16 protein-coding genes and 1 tRNA gene are annotated in these 23,667 nt (G+C 70.0%); 14 read left to right on the top strand and 3 right to left on the bottom strand.

The genetic code is table 11. From position 1 onward, the window contains the following. Positions 1 to 100 precede the first annotated feature (100 nt). From ACIO52_RS15955 to ACIO52_RS16005, 11 genes are read left to right on the top strand one after another with little or no spacing between them, the layout of a single operon-like run. Positions 101 to 907, top strand: a complete 807-nt coding sequence (locus tag ACIO52_RS15955; protein WP_308248448.1) for an ABC transporter permease — start codon at positions 101 to 103, stop codon at positions 905 to 907. 1 nt (position 908) lies between these two features. Further along, positions 909 to 1,772: an ABC transporter permease gene (locus ACIO52_RS15960; RefSeq protein WP_218717931.1), complete on the top strand. Its 864-nt coding sequence runs from the start codon at positions 909 to 911 to the stop codon at positions 1,770 to 1,772. A 9-nt stretch (positions 1,773 to 1,781) separates the two neighbouring features. Continuing rightward, the gene (locus ACIO52_RS15965; RefSeq protein ID WP_402644582.1) at positions 1,782 to 3,179 is read left to right on the top strand and encodes an MlaD family protein; all 1,398 of its coding nucleotides are present in this window, start codon (positions 1,782 to 1,784) and stop codon (positions 3,177 to 3,179) included. Position 3,180: 1 nt separating this feature from the next. Then, positions 3,181 to 4,206 (top strand): MCE family protein, encoded by a 1,026-nt coding sequence (locus ACIO52_RS15970; protein ID WP_218717929.1) that lies wholly within the window; start codon positions 3,181 to 3,183, stop codon positions 4,204 to 4,206. Then, complete coding sequence (locus tag ACIO52_RS15975; RefSeq protein ID WP_316573808.1) at positions 4,206 to 5,270, top strand: MCE family protein; 1,065 nt, start codon at positions 4,206 to 4,208, stop codon at positions 5,268 to 5,270. Before ACIO52_RS15970 ends, ACIO52_RS15975 begins: the two co-directional genes overlap by 1 nt. After that, positions 5,270 to 6,364, top strand: coding sequence for an MCE family protein (locus tag ACIO52_RS15980; protein ID WP_402644586.1), 1,095 nt, complete (start codon positions 5,270 to 5,272; stop codon positions 6,362 to 6,364). The genes ACIO52_RS15975 and ACIO52_RS15980 overlap by 1 nt, the downstream gene beginning before the upstream one ends. Then, on the top strand, positions 6,361 to 7,443 hold the full coding sequence (locus tag ACIO52_RS15985) for an MCE family protein (RefSeq protein ID WP_218717927.1): 1,083 nt from the start codon (positions 6,361 to 6,363) through the stop codon (positions 7,441 to 7,443). Before ACIO52_RS15980 ends, ACIO52_RS15985 begins: the two co-directional genes overlap by 4 nt. Further along, on the top strand, positions 7,440 to 8,714 hold the full coding sequence (locus tag ACIO52_RS15990; RefSeq protein WP_316573810.1) for an MlaD family protein: 1,275 nt from the start codon (positions 7,440 to 7,442) through the stop codon (positions 8,712 to 8,714). Before ACIO52_RS15985 ends, ACIO52_RS15990 begins: the two co-directional genes overlap by 4 nt. 24 nt (positions 8,715 to 8,738) lie before the next feature. Continuing rightward, entirely contained in the window at positions 8,739 to 9,323 is a 585-nt protein-coding gene (locus tag ACIO52_RS15995) for a hypothetical protein (protein WP_218717925.1), read from the top strand. A gap of 34 nt (positions 9,324 to 9,357) precedes the next feature. Further along, the gene (locus ACIO52_RS16000) at positions 9,358 to 9,951 is read left to right on the top strand and encodes an SRPBCC family protein (RefSeq protein WP_402644591.1); all 594 of its coding nucleotides are present in this window, start codon (positions 9,358 to 9,360) and stop codon (positions 9,949 to 9,951) included. Positions 9,952 to 9,961: 10 nt separating this feature from the next. Next, positions 9,962 to 10,162: a hypothetical protein gene (locus ACIO52_RS16005; protein ID WP_218717923.1), complete on the top strand. Its 201-nt coding sequence runs from the start codon at positions 9,962 to 9,964 to the stop codon at positions 10,160 to 10,162. A 19-nt stretch (positions 10,163 to 10,181) separates the two neighbouring features. On the opposite strand, the gene ACIO52_RS16010 is transcribed toward ACIO52_RS16005, so the two are convergent. After that, the gene (locus ACIO52_RS16010; protein WP_316573812.1) at positions 10,182 to 11,363 is read right to left on the bottom strand and encodes a lipase family protein; all 1,182 of its coding nucleotides are present in this window, start codon (positions 11,361 to 11,363) and stop codon (positions 10,182 to 10,184) included. A 135-nt stretch (positions 11,364 to 11,498) separates the two neighbouring features. Then, positions 11,499 to 12,089, bottom strand: coding sequence for a PadR family transcriptional regulator (locus tag ACIO52_RS16015; protein ID WP_402644595.1), 591 nt, complete (start codon positions 12,087 to 12,089; stop codon positions 11,499 to 11,501). A 119-nt stretch (positions 12,090 to 12,208) separates the two neighbouring features. Between ACIO52_RS16015 and ACIO52_RS16020 the strand changes: the two genes are divergently transcribed. Then, complete coding sequence (locus ACIO52_RS16020) at positions 12,209 to 12,625, top strand: nuclear transport factor 2 family protein (RefSeq protein ID WP_218717920.1); 417 nt, start codon at positions 12,209 to 12,211, stop codon at positions 12,623 to 12,625. Positions 12,626 to 12,851: 226 nt separating this feature from the next. Then, positions 12,852 to 13,412: a hypothetical protein gene (locus tag ACIO52_RS16025; protein ID WP_402644599.1), complete on the top strand. Its 561-nt coding sequence runs from the start codon at positions 12,852 to 12,854 to the stop codon at positions 13,410 to 13,412. 466 nt (positions 13,413 to 13,878) lie between these two features. Here the strand turns inward: ACIO52_RS16025 and ACIO52_RS16030 are convergent. Further along, positions 13,879 to 13,960, bottom strand: a tRNA-Leu gene (locus tag ACIO52_RS16030). A gap of 371 nt (positions 13,961 to 14,331) precedes the next feature. Here ACIO52_RS16030 and ACIO52_RS16035 point away from each other — a divergent pair. Further along, a complete protein-coding gene (locus tag ACIO52_RS16035) occupies positions 14,332 to 23,661 on the top strand; it encodes a fatty acid synthase subunit beta domain-containing protein (RefSeq protein ID WP_402644602.1) in 9,330 nt (3,109 codons plus the stop codon). Positions 23,662 to 23,667: the final 6 nt, after the last annotated feature.

Consider the following 23,667-nt stretch of genomic DNA (forward strand, 5'->3'; position numbering starts at 1 on the left):
GAGTGAACCCATCGTGCAGCAGTCGTCGACCAGGATTTCTGGTGAATTCCATGCCGGGGCAACAGCTCCACCCGGGGGCGGTGATGCCCGCGATCAGGTCATCGCCTTCGGGCTGACCTACTGGCGCGAACACCCGCAGCGAGCTGTCGAGACGGCCGGGCGTCAGGTCCTGATGACCGGCCGGGCCCTCGCCGAACTGGTCCGCGCCCTGGTCACCCGGCGGTTCCCGACCACGGAATTCGTCAAGCAGTGCGCGTTCATGGCCAGTGTGTCGGCGTCACCGACCCTGCTGGTCGCCATCCCCATCGCGGTGGTGGTGTCGATCCAGGTGGGCTCGCTGGTCAGTCAGGTCGGGGCGACCACCTTCATCGGCGCGGTCAACGGGCTGGGGATCATCCGCCAGGGCGCACCGCTGGTGACCTCGCTGATGATCGCCGGCGCGGTGGGGTCGGCGATCTGCGCGGATCTGGGTTCGCGCACCATCCGGGAGGAGATCGACGCCATGACCGTGATGGGGGTCGATCCGGTCCGGCGCCTGGTCGCCCCGCGCCTGGCCGCGGCGGTCGTGGTCAGCACCCTGCTGTGCGGGCTGGTCGTGTTCGTCGGCTTCGCGACCGGCTACGTGTTCAACGTCTACATCCAGGACGGCACGCCGGGCTCCTACATCGGCACCTTCGCCTCGTTCGCGGTGGCCGCCGATCTGGTCGTCGCCATGGTCAAGGCCACGGTCTTCGGCGCGCTGGCGGCGATCATCGCCTGTGACACCGGACTGCACACCCGGGGCGGACCGGCGGGCGTGGCCGACGCGGTGAACTCCGCGGTCGTCAACTCCGCGATCGTGCTGTTCGCGGCCAACATCATCCTCACCCAGCTCTACAACGCCGTGTTCCCGTCGAAGGTGCTCTGAGATGGCCTCCGAATACGTGCCACCGGTGTTGCGTCCGGTGCGCCGGCTGCGCGCGGCCGCCACCGTGCCCGCCAGGGTTCCGGTGCGGCTGGGTCATCAGGGACTGGTGTTCCTGCAGGCGGTCGCGGCGATTCCCTTCGTGCTCAAGCACTATCGCAAGGAATTGCTGCGGCTGATCACCGACGTGAGCTTCGGCAACGGCTCCTTGATCGTCGGCGGCGGAGTGATCGGCGTCGTGGTCATCCTCTGCGGTTTCGGCGGGATCACCGTCGGCATGGAATCGCACACCGCGCTGAACCTGCTCACCATGAGTCCGCTCACCGGCGCGATCTCCGGATTCGCCACCACGCGGGAACTGGCGCCGCTGCTGGCGACCTTGGCGTTCGGCGCCCAGGCCGGCTGCCGATTCACCGCGCAACTGGGCTCGATGCGGATCTCCGAGGAGATCGACGCCCTGGAGTCGATCGCCATCAGGCCGCTGCCCTACCTGATCACCACGCGCATGCTGGCGGCCGTGGTCGCGATCGTGCCGCTCTACACCGCGGGCCTGGCCATCGCCTACATCGCGACACGATTCACCGTGGCCTTCCTCGGCGGGACGACGCTGGGGACCTACGACCACTACTTCCACCAGTTCCTCGACCCGGTGGACGTGGCCTACTCGATCCTCAAGATCGTGGTCTTCGCCGCCGTGGCGACCTTCATCCAGTGCTACTACGGCTACACCGCGGCGGGCGGACCCGAAGGGGTCGGCGTCGCGTCCGGCCGCGCCATCCGCATGACCATCGTCACGGTCGTGTTCGTCAATCTGCTTTTCTCCCTGTCGATCTGGGGGATCGACCCGGGCATCAGGATCACGGGATAGGCCTCGACCATGATCATCGACCCCAGCGGCCGTGGCCCGAGCGCCCGGCGACTCGGCCTGCTCGGCGGGCTCATCGCCGTGCTCATCGCCACCGTCGTCTATCTGCTCGGACTGCGCTACAACGGCGCGTTCCTCGACACCGTCGAAGTGACGGCTCGCATGACCAGCACCGGCGACGGCGTGCCCGAGCGCGCCGACGTCACCTTCCGCGGCGTGCTGGTCGGCCAGGTCGCCCGCACCGACATCGCGGCCAGAGGCGAGCGCCAGGACGTGCTGCTGCGCATCGAACCGGCCATGGCCCAGCGCATTCCCGCCACGGTCACCGCCAGGGTGGTGCCGAACAACATCTTCGGCGTCACGGCGGTCGAACTCATCGGCAACGGCGCTTCGCCGGATCGATTGCGCGACGGCGCCACCATCGCGCAGGACACCAGCGAGGTGGGCGCCCAACTCCAGACGACCTTGACCACCCTGCGCACCGTCCTCGACGCCATCGATCCGATTCGGCTGGCGACCGTCCTCGGCACGCTGGCCGACGCCCTCGACCCGACCTACCGCATGCCCGGCTCCACCATCGAACGGCTCGACACCTGGACCACGCAGGTCCGGGCGACCCCGGGGATCGGCGATCTGCTCGGTGACCTCGGCGCCGCGGCGTCGGCGGTCAACGAGTCGGCGCCGCAGCTGGTGGACACGCTCGTCTCCTCGGTGACCGCGGCGCGCACACTCACCGAGAAGCGCGCGAACCTCATCTCGCTGCTGACCGCCGCGCGTGGCGTAGTCGGCGTCACCAACACCCTGTTCGAGCGCAATCCGGGCGCGGGCCCGGAACTCGTCGGCGGGTTGCACGAGACATTCGGCGCGCTGGCCGCCGACTCCGGCGCGATCGGGGCCGCGGCCGCCAACCTCAATGTCGCGCTGCGCAATCTGGCGACGGTCTTCAACTGGGGACCCGACAAACAGATGCGCTGGGTCGTCGACGTGAGCTTCACCCCCTTCACCCAGTACACCGCCGCGGACTGTCCCCGCTACGGCGATCTCGCCGGGCCCCGCTGTGGCGGCTCGACGGTGCCGTATACCGCTCCGGAGCAGCACATTCCGACGCAGCTGCTGCCGCGCCGGCTGGAAGCGGCGGGCCCGCCGCCCGTCGTCCCCGGTCTCCCTGCGATTCCCGGCCTGCCCGCGCTCCCGGGTCTGCCCGCGATTCCCGGCCCGACACCGATCGAGGCCGGCCCCGGACCGGCCGCCGCCCCGGCGTCGACTCCGGCGTCCCTGCACGGCACCGAGGCCATCGAGGCGCTCGTCGGGCGAACGCCGAACGCCGCGCAACTGGTGCTGCTCGCGCCGGTCCTGGCCGACGGGGCCGTGCACGTCACCTACGCCAACGCCCAGCCCCGGGGGAATTGACATGATGAAAACCCGCACCGCTGTGCTGATCCTGGCCTTGTTCATCGGCGTGGCGCTGGTGGCCAGTTACACCATCTTCTCGACCTTGCAGCGCGGCGTCAGCGGCGACACCGTCCGCTACACCGCGACGTTCGGCAATGTCCTGGGCTTGCGCGTGGGCGACGACGTCCGCATGGCCGGAATTCGCGTGGGCCGGGTGGATGCCATCGAACTCGACGCCGATCGGCGCGCCTCGGTGGTGCTGCGCGTGCAGTCGCGCCAGCAACTCACCACGACCACCAAGGCGCTGATCCGCTATCAGAACCTCATCGGGCAGCGATATGTCGCGCTGGCCGCCGGCGATCGTGGCGGTGACCGGTTGCCCGCGGAGGGCACCATTCCCTACGAGCGCACCGAGTCGTCCTTCGATGTGTCCACGGTGCTGGCGGGCTTCGAGCCACTGTTCGCCACCCTCGAGCCCGACGACATCAACTCGTTGTCGCACACGCTGGTCCAAGCCCTCCAGGGCGACGGCGTCTCGCTGAGCGCGCTGGTGACCCAGGCCGCGCAACTGGCCGCCACCTTCCGCGACCGGGACGAGATCCTCGGCCAGGTGATCACCAATCTCGGTGGTGTGGTGGAGGGTCTGGCCCACCGCAGCGGCGAGCTGGAAACGCTGATCACCCAGACCCGCACGCTGACCGTCGACCTCTACGAGCAGGGCACGACCCTGGCGGGCGCGGTCGAACAGGCCTCGGGCTCGACCAGACAGCTCGCCGATCTCATCGCCCGGATCAGACCCGGACTCGCGCAGGCCCAGCAGTCCGCGAACGAGGGTGTGCGGCTGCTGATCGGCAACGGCGCTCGGCTGGACCTCACCGCGGCCGAATTGCCGTTCGTGCTGGCCGGTCTCGCCCGGATCAGCGGCAACGGCGCCTACATCAATTCCTATGTCTGCAGTCTGGATGTCTCGCTGTGGGGTGTGCTGCTGCCGCCCGGGATGTTCAACCAGATCGGTGGCAATTCCCATTCGGAGGTATGCCGGTAATGACGTCCACCCGACCGAGTCAGCGCCGCGGAACGCTGCTGCCCATCGCGCGGCGACTGTGGCAGGCGATACCGAGCTATTCGAGCAATCGTCACTGGTGGCTCGGCCTGAGTGCCGGGGCGGCGGTGGTGTTACTGCTGTTCGGTTCGAGCGCGCTCACCGAGTTCGATCTCGGCAACCGGACCGTGCACGCCGAATTCGCCCAGACCGCCGGGCTGCGTACCGGCGACAGCGTCGATATCGCCGGCATCGAAGTCGGCACCGTGAAGTCGACGCGCCTGGCGGGCGACCGGATCGAGGCCGCGCTCTCGATCGACAACGGTATCCGGGTCGGCGACGACGCCAGGGCCGCGATCAAGATGTCGACGATCCTGGGCCGGATGCACGTCGAACTCGATCCCGGCGCGCCCTCCTCGCCCGAGAGCAAGCGCATCCCGTTGAACCGGACCGAAGTTCCCTACAACCTGGCCAAGGTCGTCAACGACGACAAATACACCCACGCGTTCGAGCACCTCGAACGCGTCGACCCCGTGGCACTGCGGGCGTCGCTGGACGCGCTCGCTCGGCAGATGGGCGACTCACCGCAATTGACCGCGGCGGCATTGGATTCGGTGGGCTCGCTGGCCCAGGTGATCAGCGATCGGCGCGACGAGGTCGAGCAGTTGCTGCGCAATATCGACAAGGTCTCGAGCGTCGTGTCCGACAATCAGAACGCCGTCCTGCTGCTGCTGACGCGTGGTCAGGCCATCGGCGACGCGGTCGCCCGACGGCAAGCCCTGGTCACCCAGCTGCTCGACAGCATCGCCGCGGTCTCCGCGGACCTGCAGGCGATGGGCATCGAGAACGGGGGACAGCTCGCGCCGCTGATCGCCGATCTCAACACCATGTCGGCGGGGCTGCAGAACAACAAAGCCAATCTGGACAACCTGTTCCAGATCATGCCGGTCACCCTTCGCCAGTTCAACAACACCCTCGGCAACGGCCCGTACGGGGAGATCTATCTGCCCTGGATGTTCCCCGACAACTGGCTGTGTGCCGTCCACGCTGTGGAAGGGTGCCGCTGATGCGCACGACATTCGTCCGCCTGGCCGTGCTGGCCGCTGTCGCCGCGTTGTTGTCGGGGTGCTCGGCACTGCCGCAGAGCCTGACCTCGCTGCCGGACCGGTTGCTGGGCAAGGAGAAGACCATCACGGCGGATTTCGAGAACGTCGCCGGCCTGTATGTCGGCAACGAAGTCTCCGTTCTCGGGATGCCCGTGGGCCGGGTGACGGAGCTGGTCCCGCGAGGGCAGTACGTGCAGGTGCACATGGTCGTCGATCCCGAGGTCGACCTGCCCGCCGACGTGATCGCGGCGCTGGTCTCGCCACAGATGATCACCAACCGCCACATCGAACTCACCCCCGCCTACACCGGCGGCCCCACTCTGGCCGACGGCAGCCACATCCCCTTCGCCCGGACCCGGACGCCCGTCGAGCTGGACCGCATTCTGCGCAACTTCGACGACATCGGAAAGGCGCTGGCGGGCAACAACTCCGACGGCCCGATGGCCAGCCGGGTGCTGTTTCCGCTACTCGACGGCAACGGTGACCGCATCCAGGCGACCCTGGACGCCCTCTCCGGCGCCTTCGAAGTGACCCTGGCCAACAAGGACCAGATCGCCAACGCGATCGTGCGGCTCAACGATGTCACCCAGATCCTCGCCGACAACGACGCGACGGTCCGGGACTTCAGCGCCCGGCTCACCCAGCTGGTCACCCTGATGCGCGAGCAATCCCCGGGATTGCAGGCCGTGCTCACCCAGATCAACGACTTCGTCGCCAACACCAGCGCCGTCGTCGGCGAGAACAAGCAACCGCTGACCGACGCGCTGCTGCGACTGATCACGATCACCGCGCAGATGCGCGATCACGCCCGCGGGCTCACCGAGATCGTCGATATCGCCCCGCTGTTCCTCGACAACCTCGGCAACGCGGTGAGTCCGGAGAATCGGGCCGTCCGCCTTCATCTGCTGACCGACAAGAGCCTGCTCGACAACGAATTGCTCGCGCTGTTCTGCCAGCGAGTCGAGCTCCGGGCCGACGGCTGCCGGACCGGCAAACTGCAGGACTTCGGGCCCGACTTCGGACTGTTCGCCGCCCTGTTGGGACTGACCCGATGAGGCGACACCTTTCCCGCGCGGTAGTCCTGGGGCTGGCGGCGTGCGTGGTCGCCGGGTGCGCGGTCACCGTCGACTCCATGCCGTTGCCCGAGCCCGGCCTCGACGGCCCCACCTACACCGTGCGCGCGCTGTTCGACAACGCGCTGAACCTGCCCGATCGCGCGCACGTGAAAACCGGCGGCACCGACATCGGCGTCGTCACCGGCCTGGACACCACCGACTTCGTCGCCACCGTCGAGCTCGAGATCCGCGGGGACGTCCGGCTGCCGCGCGGGTCACGCGCCGAGCTGCGGCAACCGACACCGCTCGGCGACATCTACGTCGCCATCGTGCTGCCCGAACTTCGTTCCGGCACACCGATGCTGGTCGACGGCGACGTCATCGACAGGGACCACACTGCGGCGGGCGCCTCGGTCGAGGAACTGATGATGTCGCTGTCGATGCTGCTCAACGGTGGTGCGCTCAGCCAGGTGGCCCGGATCACCAGCGAATCGAACTCGATCTTCGCCGGCCGCGGGCCCCAGCTCGCGCATCTGCTCACCGAACTGACCGCGACGCTCACCGCGCTCAACGCCCGCACCGGTCAGATCGACGCCGTGCTGCACGGTCTGGACTCGCTCAGCGCCACCCTCAACCAGCGCCGGGCCGAGCTGGGCCAGGCCGCGGACACCTTCCCGCCGCTGATCTCGGTGCTCACCGAGAACAACCGCGCCATCACCGATCTCACCACCGAGGTCTCGACCACCCTCGGCGCACTGGGCGAGTTCACCGCCACCAGCAGCGCGGACTTCGTCGGCCTCTTCGACAGCGTGCAGGCTCTGATGACCGGCTTCACCCAGATGGGCGACAACCTGGCGGGCGCGCTGGACCAGCTGCACGCGTTGCACCCCGCACTGCTGGCCACCACCGAGGGCACGAGCCTCGCGGTCGCGGCGACGATCTCCTACCTCAGTGTCGGCGCCCTGACCGACCCGAACGGGAGCAGGCTGCCCGACGGATCGGACCCCGGCGCCTTCGTCGGCAGTCTCGCCGAGGTCCTCGCGCGGGTACTCGGCCGGTTGCAGGGCGGTGGGCGATGACCGAATATCCCCGGGGCAGTGTCCGATACACGCTCGCGCTGGTGGTCACCTTCGGCATCTGGGCGCTCGGCGTGGCACTCGAGGTCGCCGCCGAATTCCTGCTCCGGGCCGCGAGCTGGGGCAAGCGGCACGTCAACGGCGTCGCGGCCGTGGGACTGGTGGCGACCCTGCTGGTCAGCGGCGGCTACCTGCTGCTCGACGTCATCCGGATCGATCCGTTGCGTGACACCTTCACCGTCCGGGTGGAACTGGCGGGCTCCGGTGGCCTGCTCGCGCATTCCGATGTCACCTTCCGGGGGGTGCGCGTCGGGACGGTGCGGTCCCTGGAGCTGTCGGAGACCGGGGTCGTCGCCGTCGCCGAGATCGATGCCGCCTACCGCGTCCCCGCGGGCGGCGCGGTGGTCGTCGCTCGATTGTCGGCCGCGGGGGAGCAGTACCTCGATATCCGGCCAGATACCGACGACGCCCCGTATCTGGCCGACGGCGCCGTCGTCGAGCTCGCCCGGACCGCCACGCCGGTCACCATCAACGAGTTCCTCACCAACACCGGCGATTTCATCGGCGGGCTGAATCCACAGCGATTGAACGTCATCGTCGCCGAGCTCGACAAGGCGCTCGCCGGCGGGCCGGGCCAGTTGCGCACCGTGATCAGCGGGATCAGCCAGGCCATGGTGGGGATGACGGAACTGCTTCCGCAGACCCGCAACCTCGTCGAGAAGCTGTCGGTCATCGCGGAGACGACCTCGCACGCCCAGCCGGACCTGCGCATTCTCGTCGAGGGTTCGGGCGTGCTGTTCGGGCAGTTCGCCGCCGCCGACCAGGAACTGCGGCGGATACTCGACCTCGGCCCCGGACAGCTGGCGACGCTGGGCGGCGTGATCGCCGAGACCACCGACCCGATCACGAATCTGGTGACCAACCTCCGCGCGATCACCCAGGCGGCCCGGCTGCGCACACCGGCGCTGTCGGCACTGTTCCCCGCCTTGCGCTCGGGCACCGCGCTGCTCGGAGTACCGGCGCACGACAACGCTTTCCACACGATGGTGGACATCTGGCCGCGCCCGTTCTGCGAGTACGACACCATCCCGGTCTCACCCGCCACCGTCTCCGACGGCAGCGTGCGGCTCTACAACTACTGCGTCATCAACGATCCCGCGCAGCAGATCCGCGGGTCGGCCAACGCGCCACGGCCCACGACCCCCGACAACACCGCCGGACCGCCGCCGGGCGTCACCGGCGACGAACGTTCCGTGCCGCTGCCCGGCCGCTGACCCCCTGCTACCGAGAGGAACCCCATGACCGACACCGAGGATTCCGCAGTCACCGCGCCGGAGACGCCGGAGGAGGCCGGCCCCGCGGCAGTGTCGTCGGCCCGTCGGCCGCGCACCACCGCGATCGTGGTCGCCCTGGCGATCGCCCTGGGCATCGGGGGCTGCGCCGCCGGTGGCTACTTCGGCTGGCAGAACCACCGTGCCGGGGAACTCGAGCGATCCCGCACCGACGCACGGGCCGCCGCCTGCGCGTACGGCTCGGTGCTGTCGACCTACAACGCCACCGACCTCGACGCCTACTTCACCGCCGTGCTCGATCGGGCGACCGGTGCATGGAAGCAGGAATTCGAGTCCACCAGCGCCGACCTGCGCGAGGTGCTGATCCAGGGCCAGGTGCAGTCGACGGCGGGCACCGTGGATTGCGCGATCGCCACCAGTGACGCCGACACCGCCGAAGCGATCGTGGTCGTCGACCAGTCCATCGCCAGCGTCGGAACACAGCAGCAGCCCCGGCGCGGTCAGCTGTCGATCACCTTGTCGCTGACGAAATCCGGGGACCGATGGCTGACGAGCAAGGTGTCCTCGCCGTTGCTGCGCACCAACCCCTGAGACTTCTTCTTCCGCGACAAGGACTGCGCTGCACATGGTTTGGCTCGTTCTGCTCGGTTCCGCGCTCGGCGCTCTCGTGGTCGCCGCGGGAGCCGGACTCGCCGCTGTCGTCGTCGCGCAGCGCCGCGCCGCCCGCCTGCTCGGCACCGAGATCCCGCCGGTCGACGACCAGGCGATCCTGCTGATCGAGACCCGGCGTCCGACCTTCCGGATGACGGTCGAGCAGCACTTCCCCGCCCTGCCCTGGGAGGTGTGGTCCGCGCTCGAGGACGGCGCCTTCACCTGGATCCCGATGATCGAGGGGGTCACCTACCGCGACCAGCGGCGTGGTCCGGGCACCGTCCGCACGCTCGACGGCATCGTCTTCGCCGCCGCCGAGCAGGTCACCCGCCGCGATCCGCACACCCGGCTGAGCGTGGCCGGGATCAAGACCTCGATCCCGCTGCTGATCGAGTCCTACACCATGGATTTCGATCTCACCGAAACATCCGACGGCACAACGGTGCTGCGGTGGACGATCGCCGGCCGACCGGCGATCTTCGCCTTCCTGCGGCTGAGCTGGACCGCGTTGTTCCTCCGCCCGTTCGTCCGGGTCGTGCTCGGGAGATGGGCGAACTACTACCGCTGAAGGACACATCGTGGAGCCGGTTCCGAACTATGCCGCCGGGGTCAGCCAGGAAATTCTCAACTACTTCGGCACCTGCGGCGCCTGTGGCTACCCGGCACAGGCCCACCTGGTCAGCGCTCTCGTCGACGGCCACATCGCGACCAGGGTCGTCGCCACCTGCGGCTTGCCCTGTGGGTGGCGCAGTGTGTGCGCCCGCACCACGATGACCTGACCGCCGGCCACGAGCGCGCTCAGCAGGTGCTTACCGCCGGCCTGCCGGCGAATCGGTCGGCCAGATACGTCAGGGCCGTCGGTAGTCCCACCATGGCCTCGGTGCCGTGCTCGCCGAACGAATGCTCGACCAGCTCCACCGCGATCCCGTCGGCGCAGTACTTCCCGGCCATCGCGCGCGCCGCGGCGACAGGTGCGAATTCGTCGGCGACCGCGTGGTAGATCAGCACCGGCGCGGTGGGTGCGCCCGGACGGAACAGGGGACTGGCCCGTCGCACCACCTCGCTCAACGCGGGGTTGTCCGTGATCGATCCCGGCCACGCTTCCAGCGTCGCCGCGTCGAGGAAGGGATACGCGACAGCGGCGTCGAGCAGGCAATCGGCCCGGCTCGCGGCCATCATCGCGCGACCGGCTTCATTGAGGTATCCGGCCACATCGGCGTCGGGATAGGACCGGTTCAGCCCCACCAGTCCGACCACCGCGCCCCCGCCCGCGATGCCACCGCTGAACCCGGCCATGGTGGCCTCCAGGTCGGCGACGATCCCGCCCAGCGCCACCCCGGTCACCGGCAGCTCCGGGGCGTAGCCGCGCTGCTGCTGCGCGGCGATGGCGGTGGCCTGCGCCCCGCCGGAGTAGCCCCACATGCCGATCGGCGCCGCGGGGTCGACCGCCGCGGGCGCGAACGCTCTGGCCGCTCGGATACCGTCCAGCACGCCGTGGACATACCCTTCGGCGCCGAACAGATCGGAATCGGGCCCCTGATAGTCGGGCACGACCAGGGTCCACCCTTGTTGCAGGGCGAACCGGATCATGCCGGTCTCGGTATAGGCGTTGCTCGGGACGCCGTCGATCCCACCGCGCAGTGCGTACGAGGGCGCGCAGCGCGCACCCACACCGTCCTCGGCGACCTGATAGGACAGCAGCGGCCGTGGTCCGGCGCCGGTCCATTCCCCGTGCGGCACAAGCACTGTCGCGACAAAAGCGCGGGGTGCCCCGTGGTTGTCGATCGTCTTGTACTGCACCTGCCACGCGTGCGCGGGTAGCGGCAGCAAGAACGACTTCGGCTCGACCACACGGGACGCGAGCACCGTTCCGTTGGGGAGGTCCGCGAGATCGGCGGGCTCGGCGTAGAACGAATCCTGGTGCGGCGGTGGCACTGCCGCGGCCCACCCCGCGCACGCCGTCGAAAGCGCGACCGCCATGCCGGCCACCGCTGCCCGTATCGCCGTGATTTCCCTTGCCCGCATCGAATGCTCCCACCCCTGGAACCTGTTCTAGTTCGCGTCCGCGAGCGTAGTGCATTCGATGGAATTCGACGCCCGATCCCGTGGGAAAGCTCACGGCGGCACGAGTCGATCGACCGGATCGAGCGCTGCCGTGCGGCGGCGACGGATGGCGTCGAGGCTGAACTGTGCCCAGCGGATGTTCTCCTGCTCGAAGGCGATGCCGCGCAGCAGGGTCAGGTAGGGGCCGATGTGGACGGATTCGCTGAGGTAGGCCCGTTCGCTGCGGCCGGCGAGCATCCGGGTCCGCGACCGCTCGTAGCGGGCGAGTTTCGCCTCCGCCCAGCCGATTCGCTCGACCAGGACGGCCTCGACGGCCGGGGCGTCGCCGGAGTCCATGCCCTGGATCTTGACCAGCATCTCGTCGCGGATGACGGTGGGTTTGGTCGAATCGGCGATGAAAGCCCGCAGCGCCGCCCGCCCGGACTCGGTGATCGAATGCAGCCGCTTGTTCGGGCGTTTCTCCTGCTCGACGACCCGCGCCGCGATGAGGCCGTCGGCCGTCATTCGCTCGAGCTCCTTGTACAACTGCTGCGGGGTCGCCATCCAGAAGTTCGCGACCGACGCGTCGAATTGCTTGGCCAGGTCGTAGCCGGACGCCTCGCCGTCCAGGAGGGCGGCCAAGACCGCGTGTCGTAACGCCATCGAGCAAGCCTACCGGACCTGAATGGTGAATTCGGTCAATGGTGACACCATCCTGGACAGCGGTGCACGCTGGGGATAGCCTCGTTCGACCTAATCAATTATTTGCCTAGGAGGCGCAGGTGCATCAACGGTTTCGGGCCGCGGTGGAGTCGAAGAATCTGGATAACGTCGAAGAACTGCTGGCCGACGATGTGGTGTTCACCAGCCCGGTCGCTTTCGCGCCGTACCCCGGCAAGGCGGTGACGGCGGCGATTCTGCGCGGGGTTTTGCGGGTCTTCGAGGACTTCCGCTATGTGCGCGAGATCGGTGCGGCGCAAGGGCCCGACCACGCGCTGGTGTTCGAAGCCACCGTGGACGGCTTGCAGTTGACGGGCTGCGACTTCCTGCACTTCGACGACGACGGCCGCATCGACGAGTTCACGGTGATGGTGCGACCGCTCTCGGCGGCCCAGGCGCTGGCCGCCCGCATGGCCGAGCAGTTCCCGCGCATCCAGCGGGAAGCCCGGGAGGCGCTCGAGCGCAAGGCCGCACAGTGAGTGTCCGGCACATCTTCTCCGGACGGGTCGGGTCGCCGAGCGGCCGTTGCGGCTCCGTTCGCGGGCATGCTCCGAATGCGCCCGTGTTGTACGAAATGGATTGGCCCGACTGTGTCAATGTGAAATAGATCACAAAAGTTGCTTTTAATATTGCTTGGCTATTACTAATAGCCCGGTCGACATTCGGTTGGTCCAGTCGGGGGCACAAGGTCGAGAGGGTACTTAAATGTTCAAGCGCTCAACTCGCAATATTCTTCTCGGTGCACTGCCGGTCATCGTGGCGGTCACCTTCGCTGGAAGCGGCGTCGCGTCGGCGGATGCCTCCGCCGATCAGCGGGCTCAGCCTGCTGTCGCGACGACGCTCCAGGATGACGGCTACGACACTGCCATCGCCGCGTTCTCGTTCGGGTCCGCCACCCCGGTGGCCGCCGAGATTGCGCAGGACGCCGAGCCTTCCGGCGAAAGTCCCGTTGTGGAGGCGGCCGTTCCCGTCGCCGCGGATGTGGTCGCTCCCGTGGTTTCGGATGTGGTCGAGACCGGCCTGCACGACGTCGCGACCGACCCGAAGGCCGAGAACTCCGATCCGGTGGTCAACGGTGCCCTCGCCGGTGCCGGTGTCGGTGCCCTCGCCACCCTGGTCAATTGCCTGCCGTCGGTGATCCTGCTCGGCGTGGGCTACCCGATCTGCCTCGTCCTCGGCGTACTGCCCCACGCGGCCATCGGTGCCATCATCGGTGGCGTCGTGGGTCACGTGAACCCCGAGGCCATTCCGCAGGTCCTGCCCTGAGAAGGTGAGCCGGCGGGTAACTGCCTCCGGCCGAGGGACTCCCGGTGCTGCTGCGGTGACACGCGGTCGCGCCGGGAGTCTCGCCTTTTGTGAGGGATCAGGTCCGGGTGTGTCCGCACTCGGCGTCGACTGTGACTCGGTAACCGATCCGAACCGCGGGCGCATCCTCGCCCATGGCCCAGTTCTGCGATGTGGCCGTAGCGTGCCTCTCGCGGGAGCGTTCGGCCCGGTGAGAGGCCGTTAACCCGTTCCTGGAGCGAGGGCGGCGGCGGAATGATCGGCTCGATTACGTGGACCTGCCCGGCCGCTGGAGCCGTCGGGCACGGCTGACCGGGCTCGCGGGGTCGGCGGATCTGCCGGGAAAAGCGGCATCAATGCAGGTCGGGGGATTGATACGACGAGGGCCTCGTGGGCGAGCGCACTCGACCGCCGGTCCGGGCACGATCAGCGCAACCGCTGGAAACTGTGCGCGAGAGGGGACTTGAACCCCTACGTCCGTGGACACCAGAACCTAAATCTGGCGCGTCTGCCAATTTCGCCACTCGCGCTGGATGTGTACGACCGTCCAAACTCTACCGGGCAAATCCGGCTTCGCGAAGCGTTCCGGCGGCGTGGCGTACTCGTCGGTAACACGACCTGGGATTATAACGATTCGATATACCTCAACATGAGGGCCACTCATGTTTGCGAAGTGAAGTAACAGGCTGGACCTGCGGTTTGAACATGAGGCGGAGTCATGTTTCAGAAAAAACTGGTACGAGCGTGCAGAAATACTCGGCGGTAGCTGCCGTCGGGGCGAGAAACGTGAGGCTTTCCTCATGATTTTGTGCGATCGTGGCTCCCAACAGGCCCGAGGGGCTGCCGGATACGTGTGCGTGCCGTCGGTGGGCGGAGCGCCAGGAGAAGGAAGTCGAGCGTCTTGACGATCAACGAGAGCACCGAGATGGGCACGGGGTCGACCGCGAAAGCTGGTGGTCGTGGCCAGGCATCGGGTGTCCGCGCAGCGCTGCTGGAGCAGCTGCGCGACGGGGCCGGGTACGCGTTGGCGTTCGGTGGGCAGGGTGCGCAGTGGCTGCGCGAGCTCGAGGAGATCGGTCGCGACAGTGCGCTCGAGTCCGAGCTGACCGCGCTGGTGCACGCGGCCGAAGCACTGGTCGAGCCGGTTGCGGCGCAGTTGCTGGTGGTCCGTCCCGGCGGCTTCGACCCGATGGGCTGGATGCTGGAGAGCGAGCTGGACGAGCCGGACGAGCCGTCCTCGGCGCCCGCCGACGCGGTGCTGCGCTCGGCCGCGGTGTCGATGCCCGGTGTGCTGCTGGCCCAGCTCGCGGCCATCAGGGCGCTGCGGTTGCAGGGCCTGGACCCGACCGAGCACGCGCCGGTCGCGATCGTCGGGCACTCGCAGGGGCTGCTGGCCGCCGCCGCGGTCGAGGCCCGTGGTGAGCGCGACGCCGAACTGCTGGCCATCGCCCAGTTCATCGGTGCCGCGGCCGGGCTGGTCGCGCGCAGGCGCGGGCTGATGCCGGTCGGCGAGCGTTCGCCGATGGTCGCGGTGTCCAATGTCGACCCGGAACAGCTGCGGGCGATCGTCGCCGAGGTCGCCGAGGGCGTCGACCCCGCGATCGCCGCGGTGGTGTCGATCCGCAACGGGCGCAGGCGCGTCGTGCTGTCGGGCGCCCCGGCGCAGATCGATCGGGTGCGCGTGCGCTGCGCCCAGCTGCACGACGAGCAGACCCGCGAGCGGGAGAGCAAGTCGCGCGGTGGCGCGGTCTTCGCGCCCGTGTTCGAGGACATCTCCGTCGACGTCGCCTTCCACCACCCGGCGCTGGCCGAGACCGTCGACCTGGTCACCGGCTGGGCCCGCCAGTGCGAGCTCGACGCCGACCTCGCCGCCTCCCTGACCCAGCAGGTGCTGGTCGATCCGATCGACTGGGTCGCCACCGTCGACGAAGTCGTCGAGGCGGGCGCGGAATGGATCCTGGACCTGGGCCCCGGCGACCTGCTCTCGCGCATCACCGGCGGTTCGCTCAAGGGCACCGGCGTCGGCGTGATCGCCGCCGCCACCCGTCCGGGTCAGCGCAGCCTGCTCACCCCGGGCGCCGCGCCCGAGCCCGCCACCCCGTGGTCGGCGTTCGCGCCGAAGCCGGTGCGGCTGCCCAACGGCCGCATCGTCGTCGAGACCGCGTTCACCAAGCTGACCGGCCGCTCGCCGATCCTGCTGGCCGGCATGACCCCGACCACCGTCGATGCCAAGATCGTCGCCGCCGCGGCCAACGCGGGCCACTGGGCCGAGCTGGCCGGCGGCGGTCAGGTCACCGAGCAGATCTTCGCCGACCGGATGACCGAGCTGCGCCAGCTGCTGCAGCCGGGCCGCGCGGTGCAGTTCAACTCGCTGTTCCTCGACCCGTACCTGTGGAAGCTGCAGCTGGGCGGCAAGCGCCTGGTGCAGAAGGCGCGTGCGGCGGGTGCGCCGCTGGACGGCGTCATCGTCACCGCGGGCATCCCCGAGCTCGAGGAAGCCGTCGCGCTGATCGAGGAGCTGACCGAAGCGGGCATCAGCCACGTCGCCTTCAAGCCGGGCACCGTCGCCCAGATCCGCGCGGTGCTGCGCATCGCCGACGCCGTGCCGGACTACCCGGTGATCATGCACATCGAGGGCGGCAAGGCCGGCGGGCACCACTCCTGGGAAGACCTCGACGACCTGCTGCTGGCCACCTACGCCGAGTTGCGCAGCCGCGCCAACGTGGTGGTCTGCGTCGGCGGTGGCATCGGCACGCCCGAGCGGGCCACCGACTACCTCACCGGCACCTGGGCCACCGGCCACGGCTACCCGGTGATGCCGCTGGACGGCGTCCTGGTCGGCACCGCCGCCATGGCCACCCTGGAGGCGACCACCGCCCCCGAGGTCAAGCAGCTGCTCGTCGACACCCCCGGCACCCCCGACTGGGTTGGTGCGGGCACCGCCAGCGGTGGCATGGCCTCGGGCCGCAGCCAGCTCGGCGCCGACATCCACGAGATCGACAACGCCGCCTCGCGCACCGGCCGCCTGCTCGACGAGGTCGCCGGTGACGCCGAGGCCGTCGCCGCGCGTCGCGCCGAGATCATCGCGGCGCTCGACGCCACCGCCAAGCCCTACTTCGGTGACGTCGCCACCATGACCTACCAGCAGTGGCTGGAACGCTATGTCTCGCTGGCGGTCTCGAGCGAGGTCCCGATCTCGTTCGACTGCGGCAGCGACATCGGCGACGCGATCATCGACGCCACCCGCTCGGACTGGCTCGACATCAGCTGGCGCGACCGGTTCGCGGAGATGATGCGGCGCACCGAAGCCCGGCTGCACCCCGCCGACAGCGGCGAGATCGAGACGCTGTTCGCCGACGACGAGGCCTTCGAACACCCGGTGCAGGCGCTGTGCGCGCTCAAGAAGCAGTACCCCGCGGTCGCCGAGACCGTGCTGCACCCCGCCGACGTGCCGTTCTTCGTCGCGCTGTGCAAGACCCCGGGCAAGCCGGTGAACTTCGTGCCCGTCGTCGACGCCGACGTGCGACGCTGGTGGCGCTCGGATTCGCTGTGGCAGGCCCATGATCCGCGCTACTCGGCCGACCAGGTGTGCATCATCCCCGGCACCGTCGCCGTCGCCGGCATCACCCGGGTCGACGAGCCGGTCGGCGAGCTGCTCGACCGGTTCGAGCAGGACACCGCCTACAGCCTGGTCCGCGCCGGCGTCGTGCCCGCGCCGGTCGACGCGCGTCGCGTCGCCGGGGTGGTGTCCGGCTCGCTCGACACCGTGCTCGCGGCTCCCGACGTGCAGTGGGCCGGACGCACCACCGTCAACCCGGTGCACCGGCTCGGCGCCCCGAACGAATGGGTCGTGGAGCAGGGCGTCGCGGTGCACCAGAGCACCGGCGCGACGCTGACCGAGGTCTCCGGTCCCGAAGCCGAATTCGGCTACGTCGAGCTGGCCGTGCCGCTGCTCGGCCGCGACGCGGTGAAGATCCGCATCACCGTGCCGACGAGCGTCTACTCCGGCGGCGCGCCGGTGATCACCGAGGCCGACGCCGAGACCGCCATGTCGGCGCTGCTCGGCGTGGCCGCCGGCCAGTCATTGCCCGAGGTGAAAGCCGGTGTGGCGCACCTCAACCTGGCCTGGATGCCGGACCTGGTCGCCGACCACGCCGGTGTCACCGGTTCCGGCCTGCCCGCCACCCTGAGCACCCTCGGCCGCACCGCGCCCGACGTGCTCGTCGGCGCCTGCTGGCCCGCGGTCTTCGCGGTGCTCGGCGCGGCCCGCACCGGCAACGGCGGCTCGGTGATCGAGGGCATGCTCGACCTGGTGCACCTGGATCACCAGATCCAGCTGCTGAGCGAATTGCCCGCCGAGACCGGCATTCTCGTGGTGCGCGCCGAGAGCGGCGCGGTCGTCGACACCGACATGGGCCGGGTCGTCGAGGTGACCGTGCACGTCGGCCTGATCCTGGATCAGGGCCTCGAGCCTGCCCCGCTGGCCCGTCTGGTCGAGCGGTTCGCGATCCGCGGCCGCAACGGCGCGGGCGAGCTCACCGATCCGCCGCGCGCGGCCGGAACGGTCTCGGCCGAGGCCACCGACACCCCGCGCCGCCGTCGCCGCGACGTGTCCATGACCGCCCCGCGCGCCATGCACGCGTTCGCCACGGTCTCCGGCGACCACAACCCGATCCACACCTCCGACGCCGCGGCCAAGCTGGCCGGGCTGGGCAGCCCGATCGTGCACGGCATGTGGCTCTCGGCCGCCGCCCAGCACGCCGTGGTCGCCGTGGATCCCGAAAGCTCCGTTCCCGCACGCACTCTCACGGCCTGGACCACCCGGTTCCTCGGCATGGTGCGCCCCGGAGCGACCGTCGACGTGCGGGTGGAGCGGATCGCGGTGGACGCGGGCAGCGAGATCATCGAGGTCTCCTGCCGCGTCGACGGTGACCTGGTCATGACCGCGACCGGGCGCACCGCCGCCCCGAAGACCGTCTACGCCTTCCCGGGCCAGGGCATCCAGCGCAAGGGGATGGGCCTGGACGCGCTGACCCGCTCGAAGGCGGCCAAGCAGGTGTGGGAGCGCGCCGACGCGCACACCCGCGAAGCCCTCGGTTTCTCGATCCTGGCGGTGGTGCGCGACAACCCGACCTACCTCAAGGCGCGCGGTGTCGAGCACCGGCACCCGGACGGCGTGCTGCACCTGACCCAGTTCACCCAGGTCGCCATGGCGACCCTCGGCGTCGCCCAGGTCGCCGAGCTGCGCGAGGCCGGCGCCTTCGTCGAGGGCGCGATGCTGGCGGGCCACTCGGTCGGTGAGTACAACGCCCTGGCCGCCGTCGCCGGGGTGCTGCCGCTGGAGGCCGTGCTCGAGGTGGTGTTCCAGCGTGGCTCGGCCATGCACGAACTGGTGCCGCGCGACGCCCAGGGCCGCAGCGACTACCGGATGGCCGCCATCCGCCCGTCGCAGATCGGGCTGCCGGACGCCGAGGTCATCGACTTCGTCAACGGCATCGGCGAGGCCACCGGGGAGTTCCTCGAGGTCGTCAACCTGAACCTGCGCGGCTCGCAGTACGCCATCGCGGGCACGGTCGCCGGACTCGAGGCGCTCGAGACCGAGATCGACCGCCGCCGCGAGGAATTCGGTGGCAAGCGGGCGTTCATCCTGGTGCCCGGCATCGACGTGCCGTTCCACTCCTCGGTGCTGCGCGACGGCGTCCCGGAGTTCCGGCACAAGCTCGAGCAGCTGCTGCCCGCCGAGGTGCACCCGGAGGTGCTCGTCGGCCGCTACATCCCGAACCTGGTGCCGCGTCCGTTCTCGCTGGACCGCGCGTTCCTCACCGAGATCGCCGAGCTCGTGCCGTCCGAGCCGCTGGCCGCCGTGCTGGCCGACTTCGACAGCTGGGCCGAGCGGGACGCCGAACTGTGCCGCGTGGTGCTGATCGAGCTGCTGGCCTGGCAGTTCGCCAGCCCGGTGCGCTGGATCGAGACCCAGGACCTGCTGTTCACCGACGCCGCCCACGGTGGCCTCGGCGTGGAGCGCTTCGTCGAGATCGGCCTCGGCGCCACCCCGACGGTGGCCAACCTGGCCTCGCAGACGCTGAAGCTGCCCGCGTTCGGCGGGGCGACGGTCGAGGTGGTCAACGTCGAGCGCGACGCCGCGGTCGTCTACGCCACCGACACCGATCCCGCGCCGGTCGACGACATCGAGGAGACCCCGGCCGAGGCGCCCGCGGCCGCTCCCGCCGCACCGGTCGCCGCGGCGCCGGTCGCCACCGGTGGCCCGCGTCCCGACGACATCTCCTTCACCGCCGCCGACGCCACCCGCGTGCTCATCGCGCTGTGGACCAAGCTGCGGCTGGACCAGATCGGCCCGGTCGACACCATCGAGGGCCTCTGCGACGGTGTGTCCTCGCGGCGCAACCAGCTGCTGGTCGACCTCGGCTCCGAGCTCTCGCTCGGCGCCATCGACGGCGCGGCCGACGCCGACATGGGCGCCCTGTCCGCCACCGTCGAGCGCCTGGCCCGCACCTACAAGCCGTTCGGCACGGTGCTCACCGACGCCATCGGCGATCACCTGCGCAAGGTCTTCGGCCCCTCCGGCAAGCGGCCCGCCGCCATCGCCGACCGGGTCAAGAAGACCTGGGAGCTCGGCGACGGCTGGGCCAGCCACGTCACCGCCGAGGTCTCCCTCGGCACCCGCGAAGGCGCCAGCGTGCGCGGTGGCGACCTCGGCGGGCTCGTCGGCGGCGCGCTGTCCGACGCCGCCTCGGTCGACGCGGCCATCGACGCCGCCGTGCAGGCGGTGGCGGCGCGACGTGGTGTCGCGGTCTCGCTGCCCTCGGCGGGTGGCGCGGCAGGCGGCACCGTCGACGCGGCGGCGCTGGGCGAGTTCACCGAGCAGATCACCGGCCGCGACGGCGTGCTCGCCACCGCGGCCCGGGTGATCCTCGAGCAGCTCGGTCTCAGCGAGCAGGTCAGCGCCCCCGAGGTCACCGAGGACACCCTCGTCGACCTGGTCTCGGCCGAACTCGGCACCGACTGGCCGCGACTGGTGGCCCCGGCGTTCGACGCCCGCAAGGCCGTCCTGATCGACGACCGCTGGGCCACCGCCCGCGAGGACCTCGCGACCATGTGGCTCGGCGACGACGCCGCCACCGCGGAACTGCCGCTCGGCGGCTACGTGGGCGCCGGCGAAGCCGTTGCCGCGCAGGCCAACTGGTGGCGTCAGCGGGCGATGCACGAGGCCCGCTCGGTGCTGGCCGGGGTGTACGCGCAGATCGCCGAAGCCGCGCTCGACAGCACCGACCCCGGTCTGTGGTCCGACGACGTCGCCGTGATCACCGGCGCCAGCAAGGGTTCCATCGCGGCCGCGGTCACCGGCAGGCTGCTCTCGGGCGGTGCGACCGTGGTGGTCACCACCTCGCGCCTGGACGACGCGCGGCTGCGGTTCTACCGCGCGCTGTACCGCGACAACGCCCGCCACGGCGCGGCGCTGTGGGTCGTGCCCGCGAACATGGCCTCCTACCAGGACCTCGACGCGCTGATCGACTGGGTCGGCACCGAACAGGTCGACAACGCGGGTGGCGCCAAGATCAAGGTCAAGGACGCGATGACCCCGACGCTGCTGCTGCCGTTCGCGGCACCGCGCGTCGCCGGTGATCTCGCCGACGCGGGCGCCCGCGCCGAGATGGAGATGCGGGTCCTGCTCTGGTCGGTCGAGCGGCTGATCGGCGGCCTGTCCGCCCTCGGCGCCGACCACGACGTCGACGCGAAACTGCATGTGGTGCTGCCGGGTTCGCCCAACCGTGGCCTGTTCGGCGGCGACGGCGCCTACGGCGAGTCCAAGGCCGCGCTCGACGCGGTGGTCACCCGCTGGCGCGCCGAGAAGTCGTGGTCCGCGCGCGTCACCATGGTGCACGCGCTGATCGGCTGGGTGCGCGGCACCGGGCTGATGGGCCACAACGACCCGATGGTCGAGGCCGTCGAGAAGGCAGGCGTGCACACCTGGTCGACCACCGAGATGGCCGACGAGCTGCTCAAGTGGTGCACCTCGCGGGCACGTCAGGTGACCGAGACCGGCCCGCAGCAGATCGACCTCACCGGTGGTCTGGCGCGCGCCAAGCTCGACCTGCCCGCGCTGGCCAAGCAGGCCCAGGAGGCCGCGGCCGCGAGCGAGGAGGAGGCGAGCACCGCCGCCACCATCGCCGCGCTGCCCGCGCCGCCGACCCTGAGTTCGGCACTGCCGGTGCCGGAGTGGGGCCAGGTGACCGCCGACCTGAGCGACATGGTCGTCATCGTCGGCGCGGCCGAGCTCGGCCCGTACGGCTCCTCGCGCACCCGCTTCGAGATGGAGGTCGAGGACAAGCTCTCCGCCGCGGGCGTGCTCGAGCTGGCCTGGACCACCGGTCTGATCCGCTGGGAGAACGACCCGAAGCCGGGCTGGTACGACACCGAATCCGGGGACTTCGTGCCGGAATCGGAGCTGGCCGAGCGCTACCACGACACCGTCGTCGAGCGCTGCGGCGTGCGCCGCTACGAGGACGACGGCGCGATGCTCGACAACGCGGCACCGCTGCTCACCTCGGTCTTCCTCGACCAGGACCTGAGCTTCACCGTCGCCAACGAGGCCGAGGCGCGCGCTTTCCACACCGCCGATCCCGAGCACACGGTGATCAGCCCGGTCGCCGACTCCGGCGACTGGACCGTCACCCGGCAGGCGGGCACCGAGATCCGGGTGCCGCGCAAGGCGAAGCTCTCGCGCGTCGTCGGTGGCCAGATCCCGACCGGCTGGGACCCCACGATCTGGGGTGTCTCCGCCGACATGGCCGCCTCGATCGACCGGGTCGCGCTGTGGAACATCGTCTGCACCGTCGACGCGTTCGTCGGCGCGGGCTTCAGCCCCGACGAACTGATGCGCTGGGTGCACCCGAGCCTGGTGGCCAACACCCAGGGCACCGGCATGGGCGGCATGTCCTCGATGCGCTCGCTCTACGTCGACAACCTGCTCGGCGAGCCGCGCCCGAACGACATCCTGCAGGAGGCGCTGCCCAACGTCGCGCTGGCGCACGTGGTGCAGTCCTATGTGGGTAGCTACGGCGCGATGGTGCACCCGGTCGCGGCGTGCGCCACCGCGGCGGTGTCGGTGGAGGAAGCCGTCGACAAGATCCGGCTCGGCAAGGCCGAGGTCGTGGTCGCCGGTGGTTACGACGATCTCGGTATCGAGGGCATCGTCGGCTTCGGTGACATGTCGGCCACCGCGGACTCGGCGGCCATGCGCGCCAAGGGCATCAGCGACCGGTACTTCTCCCGCGCCAACGACCGCCGTCGCGGCGGGTTCGTGGAATCGCAGGGTGGCGGCACCGTGCTGCTGGCCCGCGGTGACGTGGCCGTGGAGATGGGCCTGCCGGTGCTCGGCGTGCTCGCCTTCGCGCAGTCCTTCGCCGACGGCGTGCACACCTCCATCCCCGCACCGGGTCTCGGCGCGCTGGGTGCCGGTCGTGGCGGCAGCGGCTCGCGACTGGCCGCCGAACTGCGCAAGCTCGGCGTCACCCCGGACGACATCGCGGTGATCTCCAAGCACGACACCTCCACCGCCGCCAACGATCCCAACGAGTCGGAGCTGCACGAGCGGCTCGCCGGCGCGCTGGGTCGCACCGACGGCGCCCCGCTGTTCGTGGTCTCGCAGAAGAGCCTCACCGGCCACGCCAAGGGCGGCGCGGCGGCCTTCCAGCTCATCGGCCTGTGCCAGGTGCTGGAAAACGGTGTGGTGCCGCCGAACCGGAGCCTGGACTGTGTCGACGAGAAGATGGCGGCCTACCCGCACCTGGTGTGGGCGCGCGAGCCGCTGCGCTTCGGCGACAAGTTCGCGCTCAAGGCCGGTCTGGTGACCTCGCTCGGCTTCGGTCACGTGTCGGGTCTGCTCGCGGTGGTTCATCCGCAGGCGTTCCTGTCCGCGATCGAGCCGTCGGCGCGGGCGGACTACCAGGAGCGGGCGCAGGCGCGTCAGCTCGCCGGCCGGCAGCGCTTCGCCGAGGCGATGTGCGGTGGCACCGCGCTGTACGAGAAGCCGGCGGATCGCCGCCTGGGCGCCGACGGCACCCCGGCCAAGCAGATCCGTCAGCTCGAGGCCGACATGCTGCTCTCGCCGGAGGCCAGGCTCGACGGCGAGGGTGTGTACCAGGCGAACGGATGGGGTTGCGGCACCGGGCGAATCGGTTCCGCCCCGCAGTCGACCGAAGCGTCGTAGGCTGCC

The sequence above is a fragment of the Nocardia sp. NPDC087230 genome (assembly GCF_044744725.1).
GTDB lineage: Bacteria > Actinomycetota > Actinomycetes > Mycobacteriales > Mycobacteriaceae > Nocardia > Nocardia canadensis.